A 19,100-nucleotide genomic window follows, 5' to 3' on the forward strand; every position below is an offset into this window, starting at 1 on the left:
CGGTTACAGGTAGGGCCGCGTGATCATTTCGATCCCGTGGCCGGCCGGGTCCATGAAGTAGACGCCCCGCCCGCCGTGCTCCGTGTTCGTCTGGCCGGGGCGCTTCATCTGCGGGTCGGCCCAGTGATCGAGACCCCGTTCCCGGATGCGCGCGTACGCCCTGTCGAACAGCTCGTCGTCGACCAGGAAGGCGTAGTGCTGCATCTGGATCTCGACCGGAGGCTCCGCGAACTGCAGCAGGACTCCCTGGTCGAGCAGGATGTTCGTGAACACCCCCCAGGAGGGCGCCGGTTCGAGTTCGAACAGCTCACGGAAGAACCGCGCCGATTCCTGCCGGTCTTTTGCGGCGATGATGGTGTGGTTGAACGTGACGGTAATGGTTCGCTCCCTTGCTATCCCGTGCGGCGGTAGTCGATTTCCTGCTTCGCGTGCGGCGACCGGGCGCGGCGCCCGGCGGCGCCCGCGGTCGCGCTCGAGGTCTCGACCTGGGGATGGCAGGGAACGGGAGGCGGCCCCCTCCCGTCCGAGTGGAGGTGAGGGGGTGGGGGTTCGCGGCCCCGAGGGGGCTCAGCCCTCTATCGGGTCACCGATCCGTGCGTGGCAGTGAGCCGTCCCGATAATCACCCCGCGAACATAGGCCGCGCCGCCGCCGGAATCAACGGGTGCGGGCCCGCCCCCAGGGCGCGGGTGCGGGCCCTCCGGACGCGGGTACCAGGGACGTCTGGCAGAGTGGGCCGACGTGAGTAGGGCTAGCCTGGACAAGCAGCCACACGAAGTGGCCGAGATGTTCGATGGTGTGGCCAAGCGGTACGACGTGACCAACACCATCCTGTCCTTCGGGCAGGACCGGCTGTGGCGGGCCGCCACCCGGCGAGCGCTGGACCTCAGCCCGGGCGAACTGGTCCTCGACCTGGCCGCCGGCACCGGCGTCTCCACCGAGGAACTCGCCCAGACCGGTGCGAACCCGATAGGGGTGGACATCTCGCTGGGCATGCTGCGCTTCGGCCGGCAGAACCGGCAGGTGACGCTGCTCGCCGGCGACGCGTTGCGGCTGCCGTTCCGGGACGGTGCCTTCGACGCGGTCACGATCTCCTTCGGCCTGCGCAACATCCACGACACCCGCGCGGCGCTGGCCGAGATGGCGCGGGTCACCCGACCCGGCGGGCGGCTGGTGGTGTGCGAGTTCAGTCACCCCATAAGCGCGGCGTTCCGCACCGTGTACCTCGGTTACCTGATGCGGGCGCTGCCCGAGGTGGCGCGCCGGGTGTCCAGTAACCCGGAGGCGTACGTCTATCTGGCGGAGTCGATCCGAGCCTGGCCGGACCAGGAGCGGATGGCCGCGCGGATGAGTGAGGCCGGGTGGCAAAGGGTGGCCTGGCGGAACCTGTCGGGCGGCATCGTGGCGCTACACCGGGCTGTGCGGGCGGCCGACCTGCCCGCCACGGCGGAGGGCACTTATGAGTCTCTTACGAGTTAGGTACACCTAACCCGTAAGGTTCCTGGGAGCGGTCTTAGACTGCTCGCCGGAGCGTGCTTGTGAAGACTTTCACGAGCACGACCGGTACCAGCAAGAAGCGAGGCGGTGAAAGTCGTGGTCCAGACTCGGGAGGCCGACGTCATCGTCGTTGGCGCCGGGCCCGGCGGTTCCGCCGCCGCATACCATCTGGCCCGTCATGGGCTGTCGGTCCTGTTGCTGGAGAAGAGCGAGTTTCCCCGGGAGAAGGTCTGCGGCGACGGCCTGACCCCCCGCGCGGTGAAGCAGCTGATCGACATGGGGGTGGATACCTCCGAAAAGGCCGGCTGGGTGCGCAACCGGGGCCTTCGCGTGATCGGCGGCGGCATCCGTCTGGAGCTCGACTGGCCTGATCTGGCCAGCTACCCGAACTACGGCCTGGTGCGGACCCGGTTCGATTTCGACCAGATGCTGGCCACCGCCGCGACCGGGGCCGGCGCGACGCTGCTGACCAGCCACAACGTCTCCGGGCCGGTGCTGGACGCGGCCGGCCGCGTGGTCGGCGTGACCGCGCAGGTCGGGCCGGGCAAGGAGCGGCAGGAGTTCCGGGCGCCGCTGGTGCTGGCGTGCGACGGAGTGTCCGCCCGGTTCGCGCTGGCGCTGGGCATGGCAAAGCGGGAGGACCGGCCCATCGGGGTGGCAGTCCGGCGTTACTACCGCTCGGCGGCCCGCCAGAGCGACGACTACCTGGAGTCCTGGCTGGAACTGCGCAGCCCGGCACCGGCGCAGCGCGGCGGTGGCCGGTCGCTGCGCGAGGATGAGCTGCTGCCCGGCTACGGCTGGATCTTCGGGATGGGCGACGGCCGGGTCAACGTGGGTCTCGGCGTGCTCAACAGCAGCTCCGCGTTCGGCAAGACCAATTACCGGACGATGCTCACCGACTGGCTGTCCACCACGCCCGACGACTGGACCATGAATGATGAGTCCTACGCCGAGGGCCCGATCCAGGGCGCCGCGCTGCCGATGGGCTTCAACCGGGTGCCCCACTACACCCGGGGCGTGATGTTGATCGGCGACGCGGGCGGCATGGTCAATCCGTTCAACGGCGAGGGCATCGCCTACGCCATGGAGTCGGGGACCTTGGCCGCGGAGATCGCGGTGCACGCGCTGGCCCGGCCCGCCGGCCCGGAACGTGAACGCGTCCTGCGGCACTACCCGATCGAGCTGAAGGCCAGGTACGGCGGGTATTACCGGCTCGGCGGCTGGTTCGTGAAGCTGATCGGTAACCCGCAGGTCATGAAGATCGCCACTCGGCACGGCATGCCTCACCCGATGCTCATGAAGTTCGTGCTGAAGCTGCTGGCGAATCTCACGGATCCGCGGGGTGGCGACGCGATGGACCGGATCATCAACGGGCTCACGAGGATGGCGCCGGCGGTATGAGCGGAATTATCGGATACGGGGTGCCGCGGATCACCCCAAATCGCAGGCCTTTTAGAGCTACTAATAAGTTACTTGCCAGCGGAAATGGCCAAGGAAGGGCAAGGCGGGGCTGATCATGTCGCTCGCTCAGTGGGTACCGATCGTCGGTCTCGTGGTGCTCGGCGCCCTGTTCGCGTTGTTCTCCGTGGCGATCGCCCCGGTCGTCGGGCCGAAACGCGCGAACCGGGCAAAGCTGTCCGCGTACGAGTGCGGTATCGAGCCGACTCCGGAACCTGTCGGCAGTGGCCGGCGCTTTCCGGTCAAGTTCTACCTGACGGCGATGCTGTTCATCGTCTTCGACATCGAGATCATCTTCCTGTACCCGTGGGCGGTGTCCTTCAACGCGCTGGGCACCTTCGGGTTCGTGGAGATGGTGCTGTTCATCGCAACCGCGTTCGTCGCGTACGCCTTTGTCTGGCGGCGCGGCGGGCTTGACTGGGATTAAGGCCTGGGATCCGGCATGGGTATCGAAGAGAAACTGCCGAGTGGAATCCTGCTCACCTCGGTCGAGAAGCTGTCCAACTACGCGCGCAAGTCGTCGTTCTGGGGAGCAACGTTCGGCCTGGCCTGCTGCGCCATCGAGATGATGGCGGCCGGTGGCCCGCACTACGACCTCGGCCGGTGGGGCATGGAGGTGTTCCGCGCCTCGCCCCGTCAGGCCGACCTCATGATTGTCGCTGGCCGGGTGAGCCAGAAGATGGCGCCGGTGCTGCGCCAGATCTACGACCAGATGCCGGAGCCTCGCTCGGTGATCTCGATGGGCGTGTGTGCCTCGTCGGGCGGCATGTTCAACAACTACGCGATCGTGCAGGGCGTCGACCACGTGGTACCGGTCGACATGTACCTGCCCGGCTGCCCGCCGCGGCCGGAGATGCTGATCGACGCGATCCTCAAGCTCCGCGAGAAGATCCTCCACCAGCCGCTCGGCCCCAACGGCCGGAAGATGCTTGCCGCTCGCCAGGCGAGTGGCAATGTTCCGGCCGTCGCACCGGGCGCCATGCCCTCCTCGTACCGGGAGAACAAGGCCCGGCGCGCGGAGTGGGAGCAGGCGGTCAAGGAGGGCCGCGAGGAGCAGCTGCGCATCGAGAACTGGATGAAGGCGCAGCACCACCTGACCGGAGGGACCTCCCGGTGAGCAGCGACTCTGGCAACGTTCCGGTCTCCGCGAACCCGGTCGGCGCGCAGACCGGCGCCCCGGCCGAGTTCCCGCCGGCCAGCCCCGCCCAGCGAGGGCTGTTCGGCGTCCAAGGCACCGGCGACACCTCCGGCTTCGGTGGCCTGACCCGGCGCCGTCCGGCGATCGTGGACGCGCAGCGGCCGTACGGCGACTACTTCGACGACGTGTACGACGCGCTGGTCGAGGCCCACCCGGGCTTCGCGGACGCGATCGAGCACGTGGTCGTGGACCGCGGCGAGCTGACCCTGCACATCCGTCCGCAGCGCATCCTCGAGGTGTGCCGGACCATGCGCGACGATCCGTCGCTGCGCTTCGAGCTGTGCTCCTCGGTGTCCGGGGCGGACTACCTCGGCACCGACGAGCGCCGGCTGCACATCGTGTACCAGCTGACCTCGATGACCTACCGCCGCAAGGTCCGGTTGGAGGTCGCGGTCTCGGCCGAGCAGCCGCGGGTGCCCAGCGTCACGTCGGTGTACCCGACGGCCGACTGGCAGGAACGCGAGGCGTACGACATGTTCGGCGTCATCTTCGAGGGCCACCCCGGTCTGACCCGGATCCTGATGCCGGACGACTGGGAGGGTTACCCGCAGCGCAAGGACTACCCGCTCGGCGGTGTCCCGGTGGAGTACAAGGGCGCCGAGATACCACCGCCAGACAAGCGGAGGAGCTACCAGTGAGTGAGCGAAGCGAGCGAACCATGAACGCAGAGCTGCTCGTGCCTCAGGGCGCCGGCGAGCGCAGCGAGGCGGCGGCATGAGCACCGATTCGTACGCGAGCGCCCGAGAGACCACCGAGGGCCGAGTCTTCACCGTCACCGGTGGGGACTGGAGGGAGACTCTCGGCGGCGAGGACCCGATCCACGACGAACGGATCGTGGTCAACCTCGGCCCGCAGCACCCGTCAACGCACGGCGTGCTCCGGCTCGTCCTCGAGTTGGAGGGCGAGACCGTCGTCGACGCCCGGGCGGTCATCGGGTACCTGCACACCGGGATCGAGAAGAACCTCGAGTTCCGTAACTGGGTGCAGGGCTCGACGTTCGTGACCCGGATGGACTACCTGGCTCCGATCTTCAACGAGACGGCGTACGCGCTGGCGGTGGAGAAGCTGCTGGGCATCGAGGATCAGATCACGCCCCGGGCGAACACGATCCGGGTGCTGATGATGGAGCTCAACCGGATCTCCTCGCACCTGGTGTGGTTGGCGACCACCGGTATGGAGCTCGGCGCGATCTCGATGATGCTGTACGGCTTCCGGGAGCGCGAGTACATCCTGGACATCTTCGAGCTGGCCTCCGGTCTGCGGATGAACATGGCGTATGTGCGCCCGGGTGGTGTGGCGCAGGACCTGCCGGCGGAGGCGATCAAGAAGATCCACGAGTTCTTGGCCTACCTGCCCAAGAAGCTCAAGGAGTACGAGGACCTGCTCACCGGCCAGATCATCTGGCAGGAGCGGACCAAGGGCGTCGCGGTGCTGGACGTGCCCGGGTGCCTGTCGCTCGGGGTGACCGGCCCGGTGCTGCGCTCGGCCGGGTTGCCGTGGGATCTGCGTAAGACGATGCCGTACTGCGGGTATGAGACCTACGAGTTCGATGTGCCGACGGCGACGACCGCCGATGTGTGGGGTCGGTATCAGGTGCGGTTGGCGGAGATCCGGGAGTCGTTGAAGATCGTCCAGCAGGCGATGGATCGGTTGGAGCCGGGGCCGGTGATGGTCCAGGACCGGAAGATCGCTTGGCCGGCGCAGTTGGCGATCGGCATGGACGGCATGGGTAACTCGCTGGAGCACGTCGCGAAGATCATGGGTCAGTCGATGGAGTCGCTGATTCACCACTTCAAGTTGGTGACTGAGGGTTTCCGGGTGCCGCCGGGGCAGGTGTATGTGCAGATCGAGTCGCCGCGTGGCGAGTTGGGGGTGCATGCGGTTTCGGACGGGGGTACTCGCCCGTACCGGGTGCACTACCGGGAGCCCAGCTTCGTCAACCTGCAGGCCATCCCCGCGATGGCCGAGGGTGCTTTGCTGGCCGACGTGATCGCCGGGGGAGCTTCGTTGGACCCGGTGATGGGTGGGTGTGACCGTTAATGGCCTTCAGTGAAGAGACCTACACGCGCGCGAAGGAAATCATCGCGCGGTACCCGGCGGGGCACGAGCGCTCCGCGCTGCTCCCGCTGCTGCACCTGGTGCAGTCCGAGCAGGGGTTCGTCTCGCCGGAGGGGGTGACCTTCTGCGCCGAGCAGCTGGGCATCACCCGGGCGCAGGTCGGGGCGGTCGCCACCTTCTACACCATGTACAAGCGCCGGCCGACCGGTGACTGGCTGGTCAGCGTCTGCACCAACACGATGTGCGGCGTGCTGGGCGGCAACCGGACGTTCGAGGCCCTCTCCGCGGAGCTGGGCGTCGGGCACGACGAGACGACCACGGACGGCACGATCACGCTGGAGCACGCCGAGTGCCTGGCCGCGTGCGACTACGCGCCGGTGGTCACCGTCAACTACGAGTTCTTCGACAACATGCAGGCCGAGCAGGCCACGGAGCTGGTGCGCCAGCTGAAGGACGGGCAGCGCCCGGCCCCGACCCGAGGCTCCCGGCTGTGCACGCTCAAGGAGATGTCGATCCAGCTCGCCGGGTTCGACGAGGACCGCGACGGAGCCGTGGCCGAAGGCCCGGCCGCCGCGCCGACGCTGCGCGGCAACCAACTGGCCGAGCAGCACGGCATCACGGTCCCCGGGTTCGACCCGAACACGCCGATCCCGACCCAGGCCGACCGCGAGGCGGCCAAGGCCGCGGCCGAGGCCAAGGCGGCGGAAGAGAAGAAGACCCCTCCGGCGCCCGCCCCGTCGGCCGCGCCCGTGGTGACCTCCCCGGCCGAGGAAAAGGGTCTGTCGGCCAACAAGCCGGCCAGCGACGCCAAGCCGGCCGGCGACGTAACGCCGGGCCGCGAGGACCCGTCGTGAAGAACGAAGAGGTGAGAGGATGACCGCCCCCTCCCAGGAAGCGCTGGCGCGACTCACGCCGGTCCTGACCAAGCGTTGGCTGTCGCCGGACGCGTGGAAGATCGGCGTGTACGAGCGGCTCGACGGGTACACGGCGTTGCGCAAGGCCCTGACCGCCCACCCGGACGACCTGATCGCCCTGGTGAAGGAGTCCGGCCTGCGCGGTCGCGGTGGCGCGGGCTTCCCCACCGGGATGAAGTGGGCCTTCATCCCGCAGAACGACGGTAAGCCGCACTACCTGGTGGTCAACGCCGATGAGGGCGAGCCGGGCACGTGCAAGGACCTGCCGCTGATGATGGCCGATCCGCACTCGCTGATCGAGGGCATCATCATCGCCTGCTACGCGATCCGCGCCAACCGCGCCTTCATCTACATCCGGGGTGAGGCGGTGCACGCCGCGCGCCGGCTGCGCAACGCGGTGGTCGAGGCGAAGGCCGCCGGGTACCTCGGCGAGAACATCCTCGGCTCCGGGTTCGACCTGGAGGTCGTGGTGCACAGCGGTGCGGGCGCCTACATCTGCGGCGAGGAGACCGCCCTGCTGGACTCGCTGGAGGGGTACCGCGGCCAGCCCCGGCTGCGCCCGCCGTTCCCGGCGACCCACGGGCTGTACGCCAGCCCGACCGTGGTGAACAACGTCGAGACGATCGCCAGCGTGCCGTACATCGTGCTCGGTGGGGCCGGTTGGTTCCGGAGCATGGGTAGCGAGAAGTCGCCCGGCCCGAAGATCTACTCGATCTCGGGGCGGGTCAACAACCCGGGCCAGTACGAGTGTGGGCTCGGCATCACCCTGCGCCAGCTCATCGAGCTGGCCGGTGGGATGCAGCCCGGTCACCAGCTGAAGTTCTGGACTCCGGGTGGGTCGTCGACCCCGCTGCTCACCGACGAGCACCTGGACGTGCCGCTGGACTTCGAGGGCATGGCCGGCGCCGGCACCATGCTCGGCACCACGGCGGTGCAGATCTTCTCCGACCAGGACGACGTGGTCTACGCGACGTACCGGTGGATCGAGTTCTACCACCACGAGTCGTGTGGCAAGTGCACCCCGTGCCGCGAGGGCAACTACTGGATGGTGCAGGTGCTGCACCGGATCCTCGCAGGCAAGGGCACCCACGAGGACCTGGACACTCTGCTGGACACCTGCGACAACCTGCTGGGCCGCTCGTTCTGCGCGCTCGGCGACGGCGCGGCCAGCCCGGTGCAGTCGTCCATGAAGTACTTCAAACAGGACTACCTGGACTACATCGAGGGCCGCAGGGCTCCGCTGTTGTCGCCCGCGGAGTTGGTGGGAGCGCACTAGTGACGGATTTGGAAAAGAGCACGCAGGCCGTGCCGTCGGCGACGGCACCAACGCCGCCGCCGGTGCCCACGGTCAAACTCACCATCGACGGGATCGAGGTCGAGGCGCCAAAGGGCGAGCTGGTCATCCGGACCGCCGAGCGGCTGGGCATCGCGATCCCGCGGTTCTGCGACCACCCGCTGCTCGCGCCGGCCGGCGCGTGCCGGCAGTGCCTGGTGGACATCGAGGGGCAGCGCAAGCCGGTCGCCTCGTGTACCCAGCCGGTCTCCGACGGGATGGTGGTCAAGACCCAGCTGACCAGCGATGTGGCTCGCAAGGCGCAAGAGGGGATCATGGAGTTCCTCCTGATCAACCACCCTCTCGACTGCCCCATGTGCGACAAGGGCGGTGAGTGCCCGCTGCAGAACCAGGCGATGTCGACCGGCCGCACGGACACCCGCTTCCACGACCACAAGCGCGAGTACGAGAAGCCGATCAACATCTCGACCCAGGTGCTGCTGGACCGCGAGCGTTGCGTGCTGTGCCAGCGGTGCACCCGGTTCTCCGAGGAGATCGCCGGCGACAAGTTCATCGACCTGATGGACCGCGGCGCCGCGGAGCAGATCGGCATCTTCCGGGAGGCCGCCTTCGGCCACCCGCACGAGAACTCGTCGATCGACGAGGTCGAGTACGAGCAGGAGCGGCCGAGCGTCGGCGACGACCCGTTCAACTCCTACTTCTCCGGCAACACGGTGCAGATCTGCCCGGTCGGCGCGCTGACCGGCGCCCAGTACCGGTTCCGGTCCCGCCCGTTCGACCTGGTCTCCACGCCCAGCGCGTGCGAGCACTGCGCGGCCGGCTGCTCGCAGCGCACCGACTGGCGGCGGGGCAAGGTGCTGCGCCGCCTGGCCGGCGACGACCCGCAGGTCAACGAGGAGTGGAACTGCGACAAGGGTCGCTGGGGCTTCCAGTACGCGACCGCCACCGACCGGCTCACCGAGCCGCTGGTGCGCGATCAGAAGACCGGTGAGCTGCGCACGGCCTCCTGGCCGGAGGCCCTGTCGGTGGCCGCCGAGGGGCTGCGCCGGGCCCGTGAGGGCAAGGGCGTGGGCGTGCTGACCGGCGGCCGGCTGACCGTCGAGGACGCGTACGCGTACGCGAAGTTCGCCCGCGTGGTGCTGGGCACCAACGACATCGACTTCCGGGCCCGCCCGATGCGCTCGGCCGACCCCGCCGCCCGCGCCATCACCGAGGAGCAGGACTTCCTGGCCTCGTCGGTGGTCGGGGCGCACCACGTGACCTACGCGGACGTGGACGCCGCGCCGGCCGTGGTGATCGTCGGCCTGGAGCCGGAGGAGGAGTGCCCGATCCTCTTCCTGCGGCTGCGCAAGGCGTACAACAAGCGCGCCATGCCGGTCTACGCGGTGGCGCCGTTCGCCAGCCGGGGCCTGACCAAGCTGGGTGCCACGGTGCGCCCGGCGGTCCCCGGCGACGAGGCCGTCGTGCTGAACAGCGACGAGGCGCTGCGCACCGCGCTGAGCGTCGAGGGCGCCCTGCTGATCGTGGGCGAGCGGCTGGCCACGGTACCGGGCGGGCTGTCCGCCGCCGCGGCGCTGGCCGCCCGTACCGGAGCCCGGCTGGCCTGGGTGCCGCGCCGGGCCGGCGACCGGGGTGCGATCGAGGCCGGCTGCCTGCCGAACCTGCTGCCGGGCGGGCGTCCGGTGCTGGACGCCACCGGCCGGGCCGAGCTGGCTCAGGCCTGGGGCCTCGACTCCGGCGTGGTGCCGAGCCGGCTGGGCCGCGACACCGACCACATCGTCGACGCGGCCGCCCACGAGCGGCTGGACGCGCTGGTGGTGGCCGGGGTGGACCCGGCCGACCTGACCGACCCGCGGGTCGCCCGGGAGGGCCTCGAGAACGTGGGCTTCCTGGTCAGCATCGAGCTGCGGCGCACCGCCGTGGCGGAGCGCGCGGACGTGGTCTTCCCGATCGCGCCGGTGGCCGAGAAGGCCGGCTCGTTCCTGAACTGGGAGGGCCGGGTGCGCACCTTCGAGCAGGTGCTGAACACGCCGGCGATGACCGACGCGCGGGTACTCGACGCGCTGGCCCGCGAGTTCGGTGTCGAGCTGGGCACCGGCGACCCCGCGGCGGTACGCCGCGAGATGGCCGCCCTGCCGTCCACCCGGGCGGCGCGGCCGGCGGTGCCGAGCGTACCGGCGGTCGGCGCGGCGAGTCCGACGGAGCAGGAGGCGGTGCTCGCCACCTGGCACCAGCTCATCGACTCGGGGACCCTGCTGGACGGCGACGACGTTCTGGCCGGCACCGCCCGCCCGACGATGGTGCGGCTGTCCAAGGACCGGGCCGCCCGCCTGGGCGTGGTCGACGGTGACGCGGTCACGGTCGGCACCGACCGGGGCGCGCTGACCCTGCCCGTGGTCATCACGGAGCTGCCCGACGGTGTGGTCTGGCTGCCAACGAACTCACCCGGCTCCGGCGTTCACCGCACCCTCGGTGTACCGTCCGGCGCGATCGTACGGATCTCCGCCGGCTCGCCCCCGGCCGGACCGCTGCTCGCGGCGTCCGGGCCCTCCGCGCAGCCGGCGCCTGAGGGAGGCAACCGGTGAGGTATCTGGCTCAGGACCCGACGCTGGCCGACTTCGGCCACGACGTCTGGTGGCTAGTGCTGATCAAGGTGGTAGGCGTCTTCGCGCTACTGCTGGTGCTCACCCTGTTCACGATCATGTATGAGCGCAAGGTCGTGGCGCGGATGGCGGTGCGGCCGGGCCCGAACCAGGTGGGACCGAAGGGCTGGTTGCAGAGCCTCATGGACGGCATGAAGCTGCCGTTCAAGGAGGAGATCATCCCGATCACCGCCGACAAGGTGGTCTACTTCCTGGCCCCGGTCATCGCGGGTACCTGCGCGTTCATCACGTTCGCGGTGATCCCGTTCGGGCCCATGGTGTCGATCTTCGGGCACCGCACCCCGCTGCAGGTCACCGACGTGCCGGTCGCGGTGCTGGTGATCCTGGCCGCGACCTCGATGTCGGTGTACGGCATCGTGCTGTCCGGCTGGGCCTCCGGGTCGACGTACCCGCTGCTGGGTGGTCTCCGGTCGAGCGCGCAGATGATCTCGTACGAGGTCGCCATGGGCCTGTCCATCGTGGCGGTGTTCATGACGGCCGGCACCATGTCGACCTCCGGCATCGTGCACGCCCAGGCGGGCGGCGCTCAGGCCAGCTGGGACATCTTCGGCTGGCACCCGAGCGCGCCGAGCTGGTACGCCATCGTCACCCTGCCCAGCTTCGTGATCTACGCGATCTCCGCGGTCGGCGAGACCAACCGGGCGCCGTTCGACCTGCCCGAGGCCGAGTCCGAGCTGGTCGGCGGTTACCTCACCGAGTACTCGTCGTTCAAGTTCGCCATGTTCTACCTGGCCGAGTACATCGCCATGATCAACGTGTCGGCGGTCGGCGCCGCGCTGTTCCTCGGCGGCTGGCGGGTGCCGTGGCCGCTCTCGCTGATCGACCACAACGCGCTCAACCACAGCTGGTGGGGCCTGCTCTGGTTCATCGGCAAGCTGCTGGTCTTCCTGTTCGGCTTCATCTGGCTGCGGGCCACGCTGCCCCGGCTGCGCTACGACCAGTTCATGCGGCTGGGTTGGAAGGTGCTGCTGCCGGCCAACCTGGTCTGGATCCTGGTACTCGCCGGCATCAAGACGACCCAGCGCAACCCGAGCGGCGACACCCGCTGGTACGTGATCGGCGGGGTGGTGCTCGTGGCGATCATCGCCGTGTTCCTCTGGCCGGAAAAGCGGAACCAGCAGCCCCCGACGACGGAGGAGCTGGAGGAGCAGCTGGCCGCCAGGCCCGAGGGCAGCTTCCCGGTGCCCCCACTGGACCTGCAGATCCCGCCCAGCCCGCGGCTGGCGAGGGTGTCCGGGCAACGGGAGCCCGCAGCGGTCGGTACCAGCGGCACCGACGAGAAGGAGAACTAGGTGGGTACCTTCACCGGCTCGTTCAAGGGCTTCGGGGTGACCTTCGCGCACATGTTCCGCAAGGTCGTCACCACGGAGTACCCGTTCAAGCCGCCGACACCGGCGCCCCGCTACCACGGCCGGCACATCCTCAACCGTCACCCCGACGGCCTGGAGAAGTGCATCGGCTGCGAGCTGTGCGCCTGGGCCTGCCCGGCCGACGCGATCTACGTCGAGGGCGGCGACAACACCGAGGAGAGTCGATTCTCACCCGGTGAGCGGTACGCCACCGTGTACCAGATCAACTACGCCCGCTGCATTTTCTGCGGGCTGTGCATCGAGGCCTGCCCGACCCGCTCGCTCACCATGAGCAACGAGTACGAGCTGGCCCGGGACAGCCGGCAGGATCTGATCTTCACCAAGGAACAGCTGCTCGCGCCGCTGCTGCCCGGCATGGAGCAGCCGCCGCACGCGATGCGGCTGGGCGAATCCGAGAAGGACTACTACCTCGGCAGCCTGACCAACCCCGGTACCTCGGCCGGGGCCGAGCGGGCCGGGGGCGCGGACGCGTCGCAGCCCGGGGAACCACTCAGCAGGGGTGCTGTATGAGCCACGCCATCATCTTGGCCGCCGCCGCGGACCACATGAGTACCGGCGAGAAGGTCTTCTTCTGGATCTTCGGGCCGCTCGCGCTGATCGGCGCCATCGGCATGGTCTGGGCCCGCAACGCGGTCCACTCGGCCCTGTTCCTGGTGGTCACCATGCTCTCGCTGGGCGTGTTCTACGTGCTCGAGGCGGGACCGTTCATCGGCATGGTGCAGATCATCGTCTACACCGGCGCCATCATGATGCTGTTCCTGTTCGTGCTGATGCTGGTCGGCAGGGAATCCTCGGACGCGCTCATCGAGACGTTGCGCGGCCAGCGCACCGCGGCGATCCTGATCGGCCTGGGCTTCGCCGGCCTGGTCTGCACCGCGATCGCCCGCGCCATGGGCAGCGTCTCCTCGGCCGGCCTGGCCGCCGCGAACAACGCCAGCGGCGGCAACGTGCAGGGCATCGCGGCCCTGCTGTTCACGAAGTACGTCTTCGCCTTCGAGGTCACCTCGGCGCTGCTGATCACCGCGGCGGTGGGCGCCATGATCCTGGCCCACGTCGAGCGTCGCAAGGAGGACCGGGTCACCCAGGTGGACCGGATGAAGGCGCGCTTCGCGCCGGGTAACTACCCCGGCCCCAAGCCCGGACCGGGCGTCTACGCCACCTCTGACTCGGTGGCCACCCCGGCCCTGCTCCCGGACGGCACCTTCGCCGACCGGAGCATCTCCAAGATCCTGCCGACTCGGGAATTGACGGGTGCCGAGTCGGCCCCGAAGGGAACTGAGCGATGACCCCGACTTACTACGTGGTGCTCTCGGCCGCGCTGTTCACCATCGGTGCGGTGGGCGTGCTGATCCGGCGCAACGCGATAGTGCTGTTCATGTGCGTGGAGCTGATGCTCAACGCGGCCAACCTCGCGCTGGTCACGTTCAGCCGGATCAACGGCAGCCTGGATGGTCAGGTCATCGCCTTCTTCGTGATGGTGGTGGCGGCGGCCGAGGTAGTGGTTGGGCTCGCCATCATCATGTCGATCTTCCGTACCCGGCGGTCGGCCAGCGTCGACGACGCCAACCTGCTGAAGTACTGAGGTTTTAGATGCCGGTTCACTTCGAGGCAGCGCACGGAACGCTGTCCAGTATCTGGTTGCTCGTCGCGATTCCGCTGGCCAGCGCCGCCATCCTGCTGCTCTTCGGGCGCTGGATGAACAAGTGGGGTCACATCCTCGGCGTGCTGTCCGTGCTGGCCTCCTTCGTGCTGGGGCTGATCTACTTCTTCTCGCTGCGCGGGCTGGCCGGCCCGTCCAGGGCGGCCTCGCTCAACCTGTTCGACTTCATCCCCGTCGGCGGGTTGAAGGTTCAGTTCGGGTTGCTGCTCGATCCGCTCTCGGCCATCTTCGTGCTCCTGATCACCGGTGTGGGCTTCCTGATCCACCTGTACGCGGTCGGGTACATGTCGCACGACCAGGGGCGTCGACGCTTCTTCGGGTACTTCAACCTGTTCGTCGCGGCGATGCTCCTGTTGGTACTCGGCAACAACTATGTGATCACCTTCGTCGGGTGGGAGGGCGTCGGTCTCGCCTCCTACCTGCTTATCTCGTTCTGGAACGACCGGCCAGCCGCGGCCACCGCCGGTAAGAAGGCGTTCATCATGAACCGCGTCGGTGACGCCGGGTTCGTGACCGCCATCTTCCTGATGTTCGCGACCTTCGGCTCGGTCAACTTCGCCGACGTGTTCAACGGGGCCACCTCGGGCGCCGCCGGGAAGACCACGATCCTGATCCTGGGCCTGCTGCTCCTGCTCGGCGCGTGCGGCAAGTCCGGCCAGTTCCCGCTGCAGGCGTGGTTGCCCGACGCGATGGAGGGCCCGACCCCGGTCTCCGCCCTGATCCACGCCGCGACCATGGTGACCGCCGGCGTGTACCTGATCGCCCGGTCCAACCCGATCTTCTCGGCCAATGCCTCGTTGCAGACCGTGGTGGTATCGGTCGGCGCGTTCACGCTGCTGTTCGGGGCGATCATCGGTGGGGCCAAGGACGACATCAAGCGGGTGCTCGCCTGGTCGACCGTGTCCCAGATCGGGTACATGTTCCTCGGCGTCGGCCTGGGCGGGGCGGCGTACGCGCTGGCCTTGATCCACCTGCTCGCCCACGGCTTCTTCAAGGCCGGCCTGTTCCTGGGCTCCGGCTCGATCATGCACAGCATGAAGGACCAGACCGACATCCGGCGCTTCGGCGGCCTGTGGCGCTACATGCCGATCACCTGGATCACGTTCGGCCTCGGGTACTTGGCCATCATCGGCATTCCGCCGCTGTCCGGGTACTTCTCCAAGGACCCGATCATCGAGGCGGCGTTCAACCGCCCCGGCTGGACCGGCTGGCTGTTCGGCTCCGCCGCGCTGCTGGGCGCCGGGCTCACCGCGTTCTATATGACCCGGCTGATCGTGCTCACCTTCCACGGCCCGAAGCGGTGGACCGAAGACATCGAGCACCCGCACGAGTCGCCGCCGATCATGACGATCCCGCTGCTCCTGCTGGGCGTGGGCTCGATCGCGGCCGGTGGCCTGTTCGTCTCCCCGCTGCTGCCGGTCAAGGACTGGCTGATGCCGGTGTTCAACAACCCGCCGGAGGAGTCGCACGCCCACATCGGGCAGTGGACGAGCAGCGGCCTGACCCTGCTGGTCGTGCTGATCGGCCTCGCCCTGGGCATCGTGCTGTTCCGCAACGGGACGGCGCTGCACGAGCAGCCGGCCGGCCCGGTGGTCCGGGCGGCCCGCGCGAACCTGTACGGAGACGCGTTCAACGAGGGTGTCTTCGAGAAGCCGGGCCTGTACCTGACCCGGGCGCTGGTGTACCTCGACAACCGCGGCGTCGACGGACTGGTCAACGGGCTGGCGGCGTTCGTCGGCGGCACCTCGGGCCGGCTGCGGCGCACCCAGAGCGGCTTCGTGCGCAGCTACGCGCTGTCCATCCTCGGGGGCGCGTTGCTGATCGTGGCGGCGACGCTGGCGGTGGCGCTCGGATGATCGGCTCCCACAGAACAACGAAGCGAATAGGGAAGGCCAACGCGGCATGAGCTCCTTTCCATATCTGAGCGTGCTCACCGGCGGGCCCCTGGTTGGTGCCGCGGTGGTGGCCTGCCTGCCCCGTAGCCGGCCGGTGCTGGCCAAGACCGTGGCGCTGATCTGGTCGCTGGCGGTGCTCGTGCTGACCGCGGTCATGTACGCGACCTTCAACGCCAACGGCGCGCGCTTCCAGTTCCGCGAGTCGTACCAGTGGATCCCGTTCTGGGGCGCGCGGTTCACCTTCGAGACCGACGGCATAGCGCTGGTCATGCTGGCGCTGATCGCCCTGCTGGTACCGCTGGTGATCCTCGCCTCCTGGCACGACGTGGACAACTCGAAGCGGTCGGTGCCCACGTACTTCGCCCTGCTGCTGGCCCTGGAGTGCACGATGATCGGGGTGTTCGCCGCGGCGGACATCTTCCTGTTCTACGTGTTCTTCGAGGTCATGCTGATCCCGATGTACTTCCTCATCGGGTCCTACGGCGGGCAGCGCCGGCAGTACGCCGCGGTGAAGTTCTTCCTCTACTCGCTGGTCGGCGGTCTGCTCATGCTCGCCGCGGTGATCGGCCTGTGGGTGGTCGGGCGTGACCAGCTCGGTCACGGCACCTTCGACTGGCACCAGCTGACCCAGCTGCACATGTCCACCACCACCGAGCGGTGGCTGTTCCTCGGCTTCTTCGTCGCCTTCGCCATCAAGGCGCCGTTCTTCCCGTTCCACACCTGGCTGCCGGACGCCGGTGGCGCGGCGCCGGCCGGTGCCGGCGCCCTGCTGGTCGGCGTGCTGGACAAGGTCGGCACGTTCGGCATCCTGCGCTACTGCCTGCCGCTGTTCCCGCACGCCGCGAAGTACTTCGCGCCGCTGGGCCTGGTGCTGGCGCTGGTGGGCATCATCTACGGTGCGCTGCTGGCGATCGGTCAGAACGACCTCAAGCGACTGGTGTCCTACACGTCGATCGCGCACTTCGGCTTCATCGGCATCGGGATCTTCGCCTTCACCACCCAGGGTGGCACCGGTGCGGTGCTCTACATGCTCAACCACGGGCTGGCCACCGGCCTGCTGTTCCTGGTGGTGGGCATGCTGGTGGCGCGGCGGGGCAGCGCCCAGGTCTCCGACTTCGGCGGTGCGGGCAAGCTGATGCCGGTCCTCGGCGGGGTGTTCTTCATCGCCGGCCTGGCCTCGCTGGCCCTGCCGGGTACCAGCCCGTTCATCAGTGAGTTCCTGGTGCTGATCGGCACCTTCACCGTGCACAAGGCGGTCGCCGTGATCGCCACCGTCGGCATCATCCTGGCCGCCGCGTACGTGCTGTGGATGATTCAGCGGACCACCCAGGGCACGCTCAACCCGGCACTGGAGAAGGTGCCCGGGATGCGCCGGGACATGTCCGTGCGGGAGAAGGTCGTGGTCGCGCCGCTGATCGTGCTGCTCCTTCTGCTCGGCTTCTACCCCAAACCAGTCACCGACGTCATCAATCCGGCGGTGAAGGCGACGTTCTCGCAGATCGGGACGTCCGACCCGAATCCGACGGTCGCTCAGGGAGGCGGCAAGTGACACTCGCGGAGCAGACTCTCACGTTCCCGCACCTCAATTACGGCGCGCTCGCGCCGATGCTGATCCTGCTCGGCGCGGCCGCGGTCGGGGTGCTCTTCGAGGCCTTCGTGCCGCGCCGCGGCCGGTACGGCGTCCAGCTCGTCTGGGGGCTGGCCGCGCTGGTCGCCTCGCTCATCGTGGTGATCCTCGAGGCGGGTACCCGGGAGCTGACCGCCGACTCGGCCATCGCGCTGGACGGACCGTCCCTGTTCCTGCAGGGCTCGCTGGCCGCGCTGGGCATCGTCGCGCTGCTGCTGATCGCCGAGCGCACCCTGGAGCCGGGCGGGCCGTTCGTGGCCTCGGCCGGGGTGACCGCCGGTACCCAGGCCGACCGGGAGCAAGCCGCCCGCCCGCACGCCGGTACCGAGGTCTACCCGCTGATGCTGTTCGCGCTCGGCGGCATGATGCTCTTCGTCTCGGCGAACGACCTGCTGACCATGTTCATCGCGCTGGAGGTCTTCTCCCTGCCGCTGTACCTGATGTGTGGCCTCGCCCGCCGGCGCCGGCTGCTGTCTCAGGAGTCGGCGATGAAGTACTTCCTGCTCGGCGCGTTCGCCTCGGCGTTCTTCCTGTTCGGCATCGCCATGCTGTACGGGTTCTCCGGCCAGGTCTCCTTCTCGGGCATCCACAACGCGGTGCAGACCTCGACCAACAGCACCACGCTGCTCTACATCGGCCTGGCGCTGGTCTCGCTCGGACTGCTGTTCAAGGCGGCCGCGGCGCCGTTCCACGTCTGGATCCCCGACGTGTACCAGGGCGCGCCCACCCCGGTCACCGCGTTCATGTCCGCCTGCACCAAGGTGGCCGCGTTCGGTGGCCTGCTGCGCGTGCTGTACGTGGCGTTCCAGGGCACCGACTGGGACTTCCGGCCGGTCATCGGCGTGATCGCGGTGCTCACCATGCTGGTGGGTTCGATCCTGTCGGTCACCCAGACCGACATCAAGCGGCTGCTCGCCTACTCGTCGATCGCCAACGCCGGGTACATCCTGGTGGGCGTCCTGGGGCTGAGCAAGGACGGCCTGTCAAGCACGCTGTTCTACCTGGTCACCTACGGCTTCACGGTGATCGCCGCGTTCGGCGTGGTGACCCTGGTGCGCGACGCGGACGGCGAGGCCACCCACCTCTCCCGCTGGGCCGGGCTGGGGCGGCGTTCTCCGCTGTACGCCGGTCTGTTCACCTTCCTCATGCTGGCCTTCGCGGGTATCCCGCTGACCAGCGGCTTCACCGGCAAGTTCGCGGTGTTCGCCGCCGCGATCGGCGGTGGGCAGTCGTGGCTGGTCATCTTCGGTGTGGTGAGCAGCATGATTCTGGCCTTCCCGTACCTGCGCGTGGTGGTCATGATGTGGCTGTCCGAGCCCGGGGACTCGACCCCCACGGTCTCCATCCCGGGCGCGCTCACCTCGGCCACGCTGGCCATCGGTGGGATCGCCACGCTGCTGCTGGGCGTCGTACCGGCCCCGCTGCTGGATCTGACCAACCGGGCCGCGGAATTCATCCGCTGAGACCC

Annotated in this window: 17 protein-coding genes; 16 read left to right on the top strand and 1 reads right to left on the bottom strand. The window is 68.7% G+C overall.

The genetic code is table 11. The annotated features are described in order from the left end of the window. Nucleotides 1–3: 3 nt before the first annotated feature. A complete protein-coding gene (locus ABEA87_RS01130) occupies nucleotides 4–498 on the bottom strand; it encodes a VOC family protein (RefSeq protein WP_345625726.1) in 495 nt (164 codons plus the stop codon). Nucleotides 499–739: 241 nt separating this feature from the next. On the opposite strand from ABEA87_RS01130, the gene ABEA87_RS01135 reads away from it, so the two are divergent. From ABEA87_RS01135 to nuoN, 16 genes are all read left to right on the top strand, one after another. Next, nucleotides 740–1,477: a demethylmenaquinone methyltransferase gene (locus ABEA87_RS01135; RefSeq protein ID WP_345625170.1), complete on the top strand. Its 738-nt coding sequence runs from the start codon at nucleotides 740–742 to the stop codon at nucleotides 1,475–1,477. 105 nt (nucleotides 1,478–1,582) lie between these two features. After that, complete coding sequence (locus ABEA87_RS01140) at nucleotides 1,583–2,896, top strand: geranylgeranyl reductase family protein (RefSeq protein WP_345625172.1); 1,314 nt, start codon at nucleotides 1,583–1,585, stop codon at nucleotides 2,894–2,896. Nucleotides 2,897–3,011: 115 nt separating this feature from the next. Beyond that, nucleotides 3,012–3,380 carry an NADH-quinone oxidoreductase subunit A gene (locus ABEA87_RS01145; protein WP_345625174.1) on the top strand — a complete coding sequence of 123 codons (369 nt, stop codon included), beginning with the start codon at nucleotides 3,012–3,014 and terminating at the stop codon, nucleotides 3,378–3,380. Nucleotides 3,381–3,395: 15 nt separating this feature from the next. Then, complete coding sequence (locus tag ABEA87_RS01150; protein WP_345625176.1) at nucleotides 3,396–4,070, top strand: NuoB/complex I 20 kDa subunit family protein; 675 nt, start codon at nucleotides 3,396–3,398, stop codon at nucleotides 4,068–4,070. Continuing rightward, nucleotides 4,025–4,789: an NADH-quinone oxidoreductase subunit C gene (locus ABEA87_RS01155; RefSeq protein ID WP_425570724.1), complete on the top strand. Its 765-nt coding sequence runs from the start codon at nucleotides 4,025–4,027 to the stop codon at nucleotides 4,787–4,789. The genes ABEA87_RS01150 and ABEA87_RS01155 overlap by 46 nt, the downstream gene beginning before the upstream one ends. A gap of 76 nt (nucleotides 4,790–4,865) precedes the next feature. Beyond that, a complete protein-coding gene (locus tag ABEA87_RS01160) occupies nucleotides 4,866–6,191 on the top strand; it encodes an NADH-quinone oxidoreductase subunit D (protein WP_345625179.1) in 1,326 nt (441 codons plus the stop codon). Then, on the top strand, nucleotides 6,191–7,063 hold the full coding sequence (nuoE, locus tag ABEA87_RS01165; protein WP_345625181.1) for an NADH-quinone oxidoreductase subunit NuoE: 873 nt from the start codon (nucleotides 6,191–6,193) through the stop codon (nucleotides 7,061–7,063). Before ABEA87_RS01160 ends, nuoE begins: the two co-directional genes overlap by 1 nt. 19 nt (nucleotides 7,064–7,082) lie before the next feature. Further along, on the top strand, nucleotides 7,083–8,399 hold the full coding sequence (nuoF, locus tag ABEA87_RS01170) for an NADH-quinone oxidoreductase subunit NuoF (RefSeq protein ID WP_345625183.1): 1,317 nt from the start codon (nucleotides 7,083–7,085) through the stop codon (nucleotides 8,397–8,399). 29 nt (nucleotides 8,400–8,428) lie between these two features. Continuing rightward, nucleotides 8,429–11,002, top strand: coding sequence for an NADH-quinone oxidoreductase subunit G (locus ABEA87_RS01175; RefSeq protein WP_345625727.1), 2,574 nt, complete (start codon nucleotides 8,429–8,431; stop codon nucleotides 11,000–11,002). Then, entirely contained in the window at nucleotides 10,999–12,372 is a 1,374-nt protein-coding gene (gene nuoH, locus ABEA87_RS01180; RefSeq protein ID WP_345625184.1) for an NADH-quinone oxidoreductase subunit NuoH, read from the top strand. The genes ABEA87_RS01175 and nuoH overlap by 4 nt, the downstream gene beginning before the upstream one ends. Beyond that, nucleotides 12,373–12,960, top strand: a complete 588-nt coding sequence (nuoI, locus tag ABEA87_RS01185; protein WP_345625185.1) for an NADH-quinone oxidoreductase subunit NuoI — start codon at nucleotides 12,373–12,375, stop codon at nucleotides 12,958–12,960. Then, entirely contained in the window at nucleotides 12,957–13,736 is a 780-nt protein-coding gene (locus tag ABEA87_RS01190) for an NADH-quinone oxidoreductase subunit J (RefSeq protein ID WP_345625186.1), read from the top strand. The genes nuoI and ABEA87_RS01190 overlap by 4 nt, the downstream gene beginning before the upstream one ends. Beyond that, nucleotides 13,733–14,032 (top strand): NADH-quinone oxidoreductase subunit NuoK, encoded by a 300-nt coding sequence (nuoK, locus tag ABEA87_RS01195; protein WP_345625188.1) that lies wholly within the window; start codon nucleotides 13,733–13,735, stop codon nucleotides 14,030–14,032. Before ABEA87_RS01190 ends, nuoK begins: the two co-directional genes overlap by 4 nt. Before the next feature lie 8 nt (nucleotides 14,033–14,040). Continuing rightward, on the top strand, nucleotides 14,041–15,966 hold the full coding sequence (gene nuoL / locus ABEA87_RS01200; protein ID WP_345625190.1) for an NADH-quinone oxidoreductase subunit L: 1,926 nt from the start codon (nucleotides 14,041–14,043) through the stop codon (nucleotides 15,964–15,966). 46 nt (nucleotides 15,967–16,012) lie between these two features. After that, nucleotides 16,013–17,554, top strand: coding sequence for an NADH-quinone oxidoreductase subunit M (locus ABEA87_RS01205; RefSeq protein WP_345625192.1), 1,542 nt, complete (start codon nucleotides 16,013–16,015; stop codon nucleotides 17,552–17,554). 56 nt (nucleotides 17,555–17,610) lie between these two features. Next, nucleotides 17,611–19,095, top strand: a complete 1,485-nt coding sequence (gene nuoN, locus ABEA87_RS01210) for an NADH-quinone oxidoreductase subunit NuoN (RefSeq protein ID WP_425570725.1) — start codon at nucleotides 17,611–17,613, stop codon at nucleotides 19,093–19,095. Nucleotides 19,096–19,100: the final 5 nt, after the last annotated feature.

The sequence above is a fragment of the Rugosimonospora acidiphila genome (genome assembly GCF_039543385.1).
GTDB lineage: Bacteria > Actinomycetota > Actinomycetes > Mycobacteriales > Micromonosporaceae > Rugosimonospora > Rugosimonospora acidiphila.

Bases quoted from the DNA above. Each gene is read 5' to 3' on its own strand.
- nuoE (WP_345625181.1), top strand. From the start codon at position 6,191: ATGGCCTTCAGTGAAGAGACCTACACGCGCGCGAAGGAAATCATCGCG.
- ABEA87_RS01145 (WP_345625174.1), top strand. From the start codon at position 3,012: ATGTCGCTCGCTCAGTGGGTACCGATCGTCGGTCTCGTGGTGCTCGGC.
- nuoK (WP_345625188.1), top strand. From the start codon at position 13,733: ATGACCCCGACTTACTACGTGGTGCTCTCGGCCGCGCTGTTCACCATC.
- ABEA87_RS01160 (WP_345625179.1), top strand. From the start codon at position 4,866: ATGAGCACCGATTCGTACGCGAGCGCCCGAGAGACCACCGAGGGCCGA.
- nuoL (WP_345625190.1), top strand. From the start codon at position 14,041: ATGCCGGTTCACTTCGAGGCAGCGCACGGAACGCTGTCCAGTATCTGG.
- nuoN (WP_425570725.1), top strand. From the start codon at position 17,611: ATGCTGATCCTGCTCGGCGCGGCCGCGGTCGGGGTGCTCTTCGAGGCC.
- ABEA87_RS01205 (WP_345625192.1), top strand. From the start codon at position 16,013: ATGAGCTCCTTTCCATATCTGAGCGTGCTCACCGGCGGGCCCCTGGTT.
- nuoF (WP_345625183.1), top strand. From the start codon at position 7,083: ATGACCGCCCCCTCCCAGGAAGCGCTGGCGCGACTCACGCCGGTCCTG.
- ABEA87_RS01190 (WP_345625186.1), top strand. From the start codon at position 12,957: ATGAGCCACGCCATCATCTTGGCCGCCGCCGCGGACCACATGAGTACC.
- ABEA87_RS01150 (WP_345625176.1), top strand. From the start codon at position 3,396: ATGGGTATCGAAGAGAAACTGCCGAGTGGAATCCTGCTCACCTCGGTC.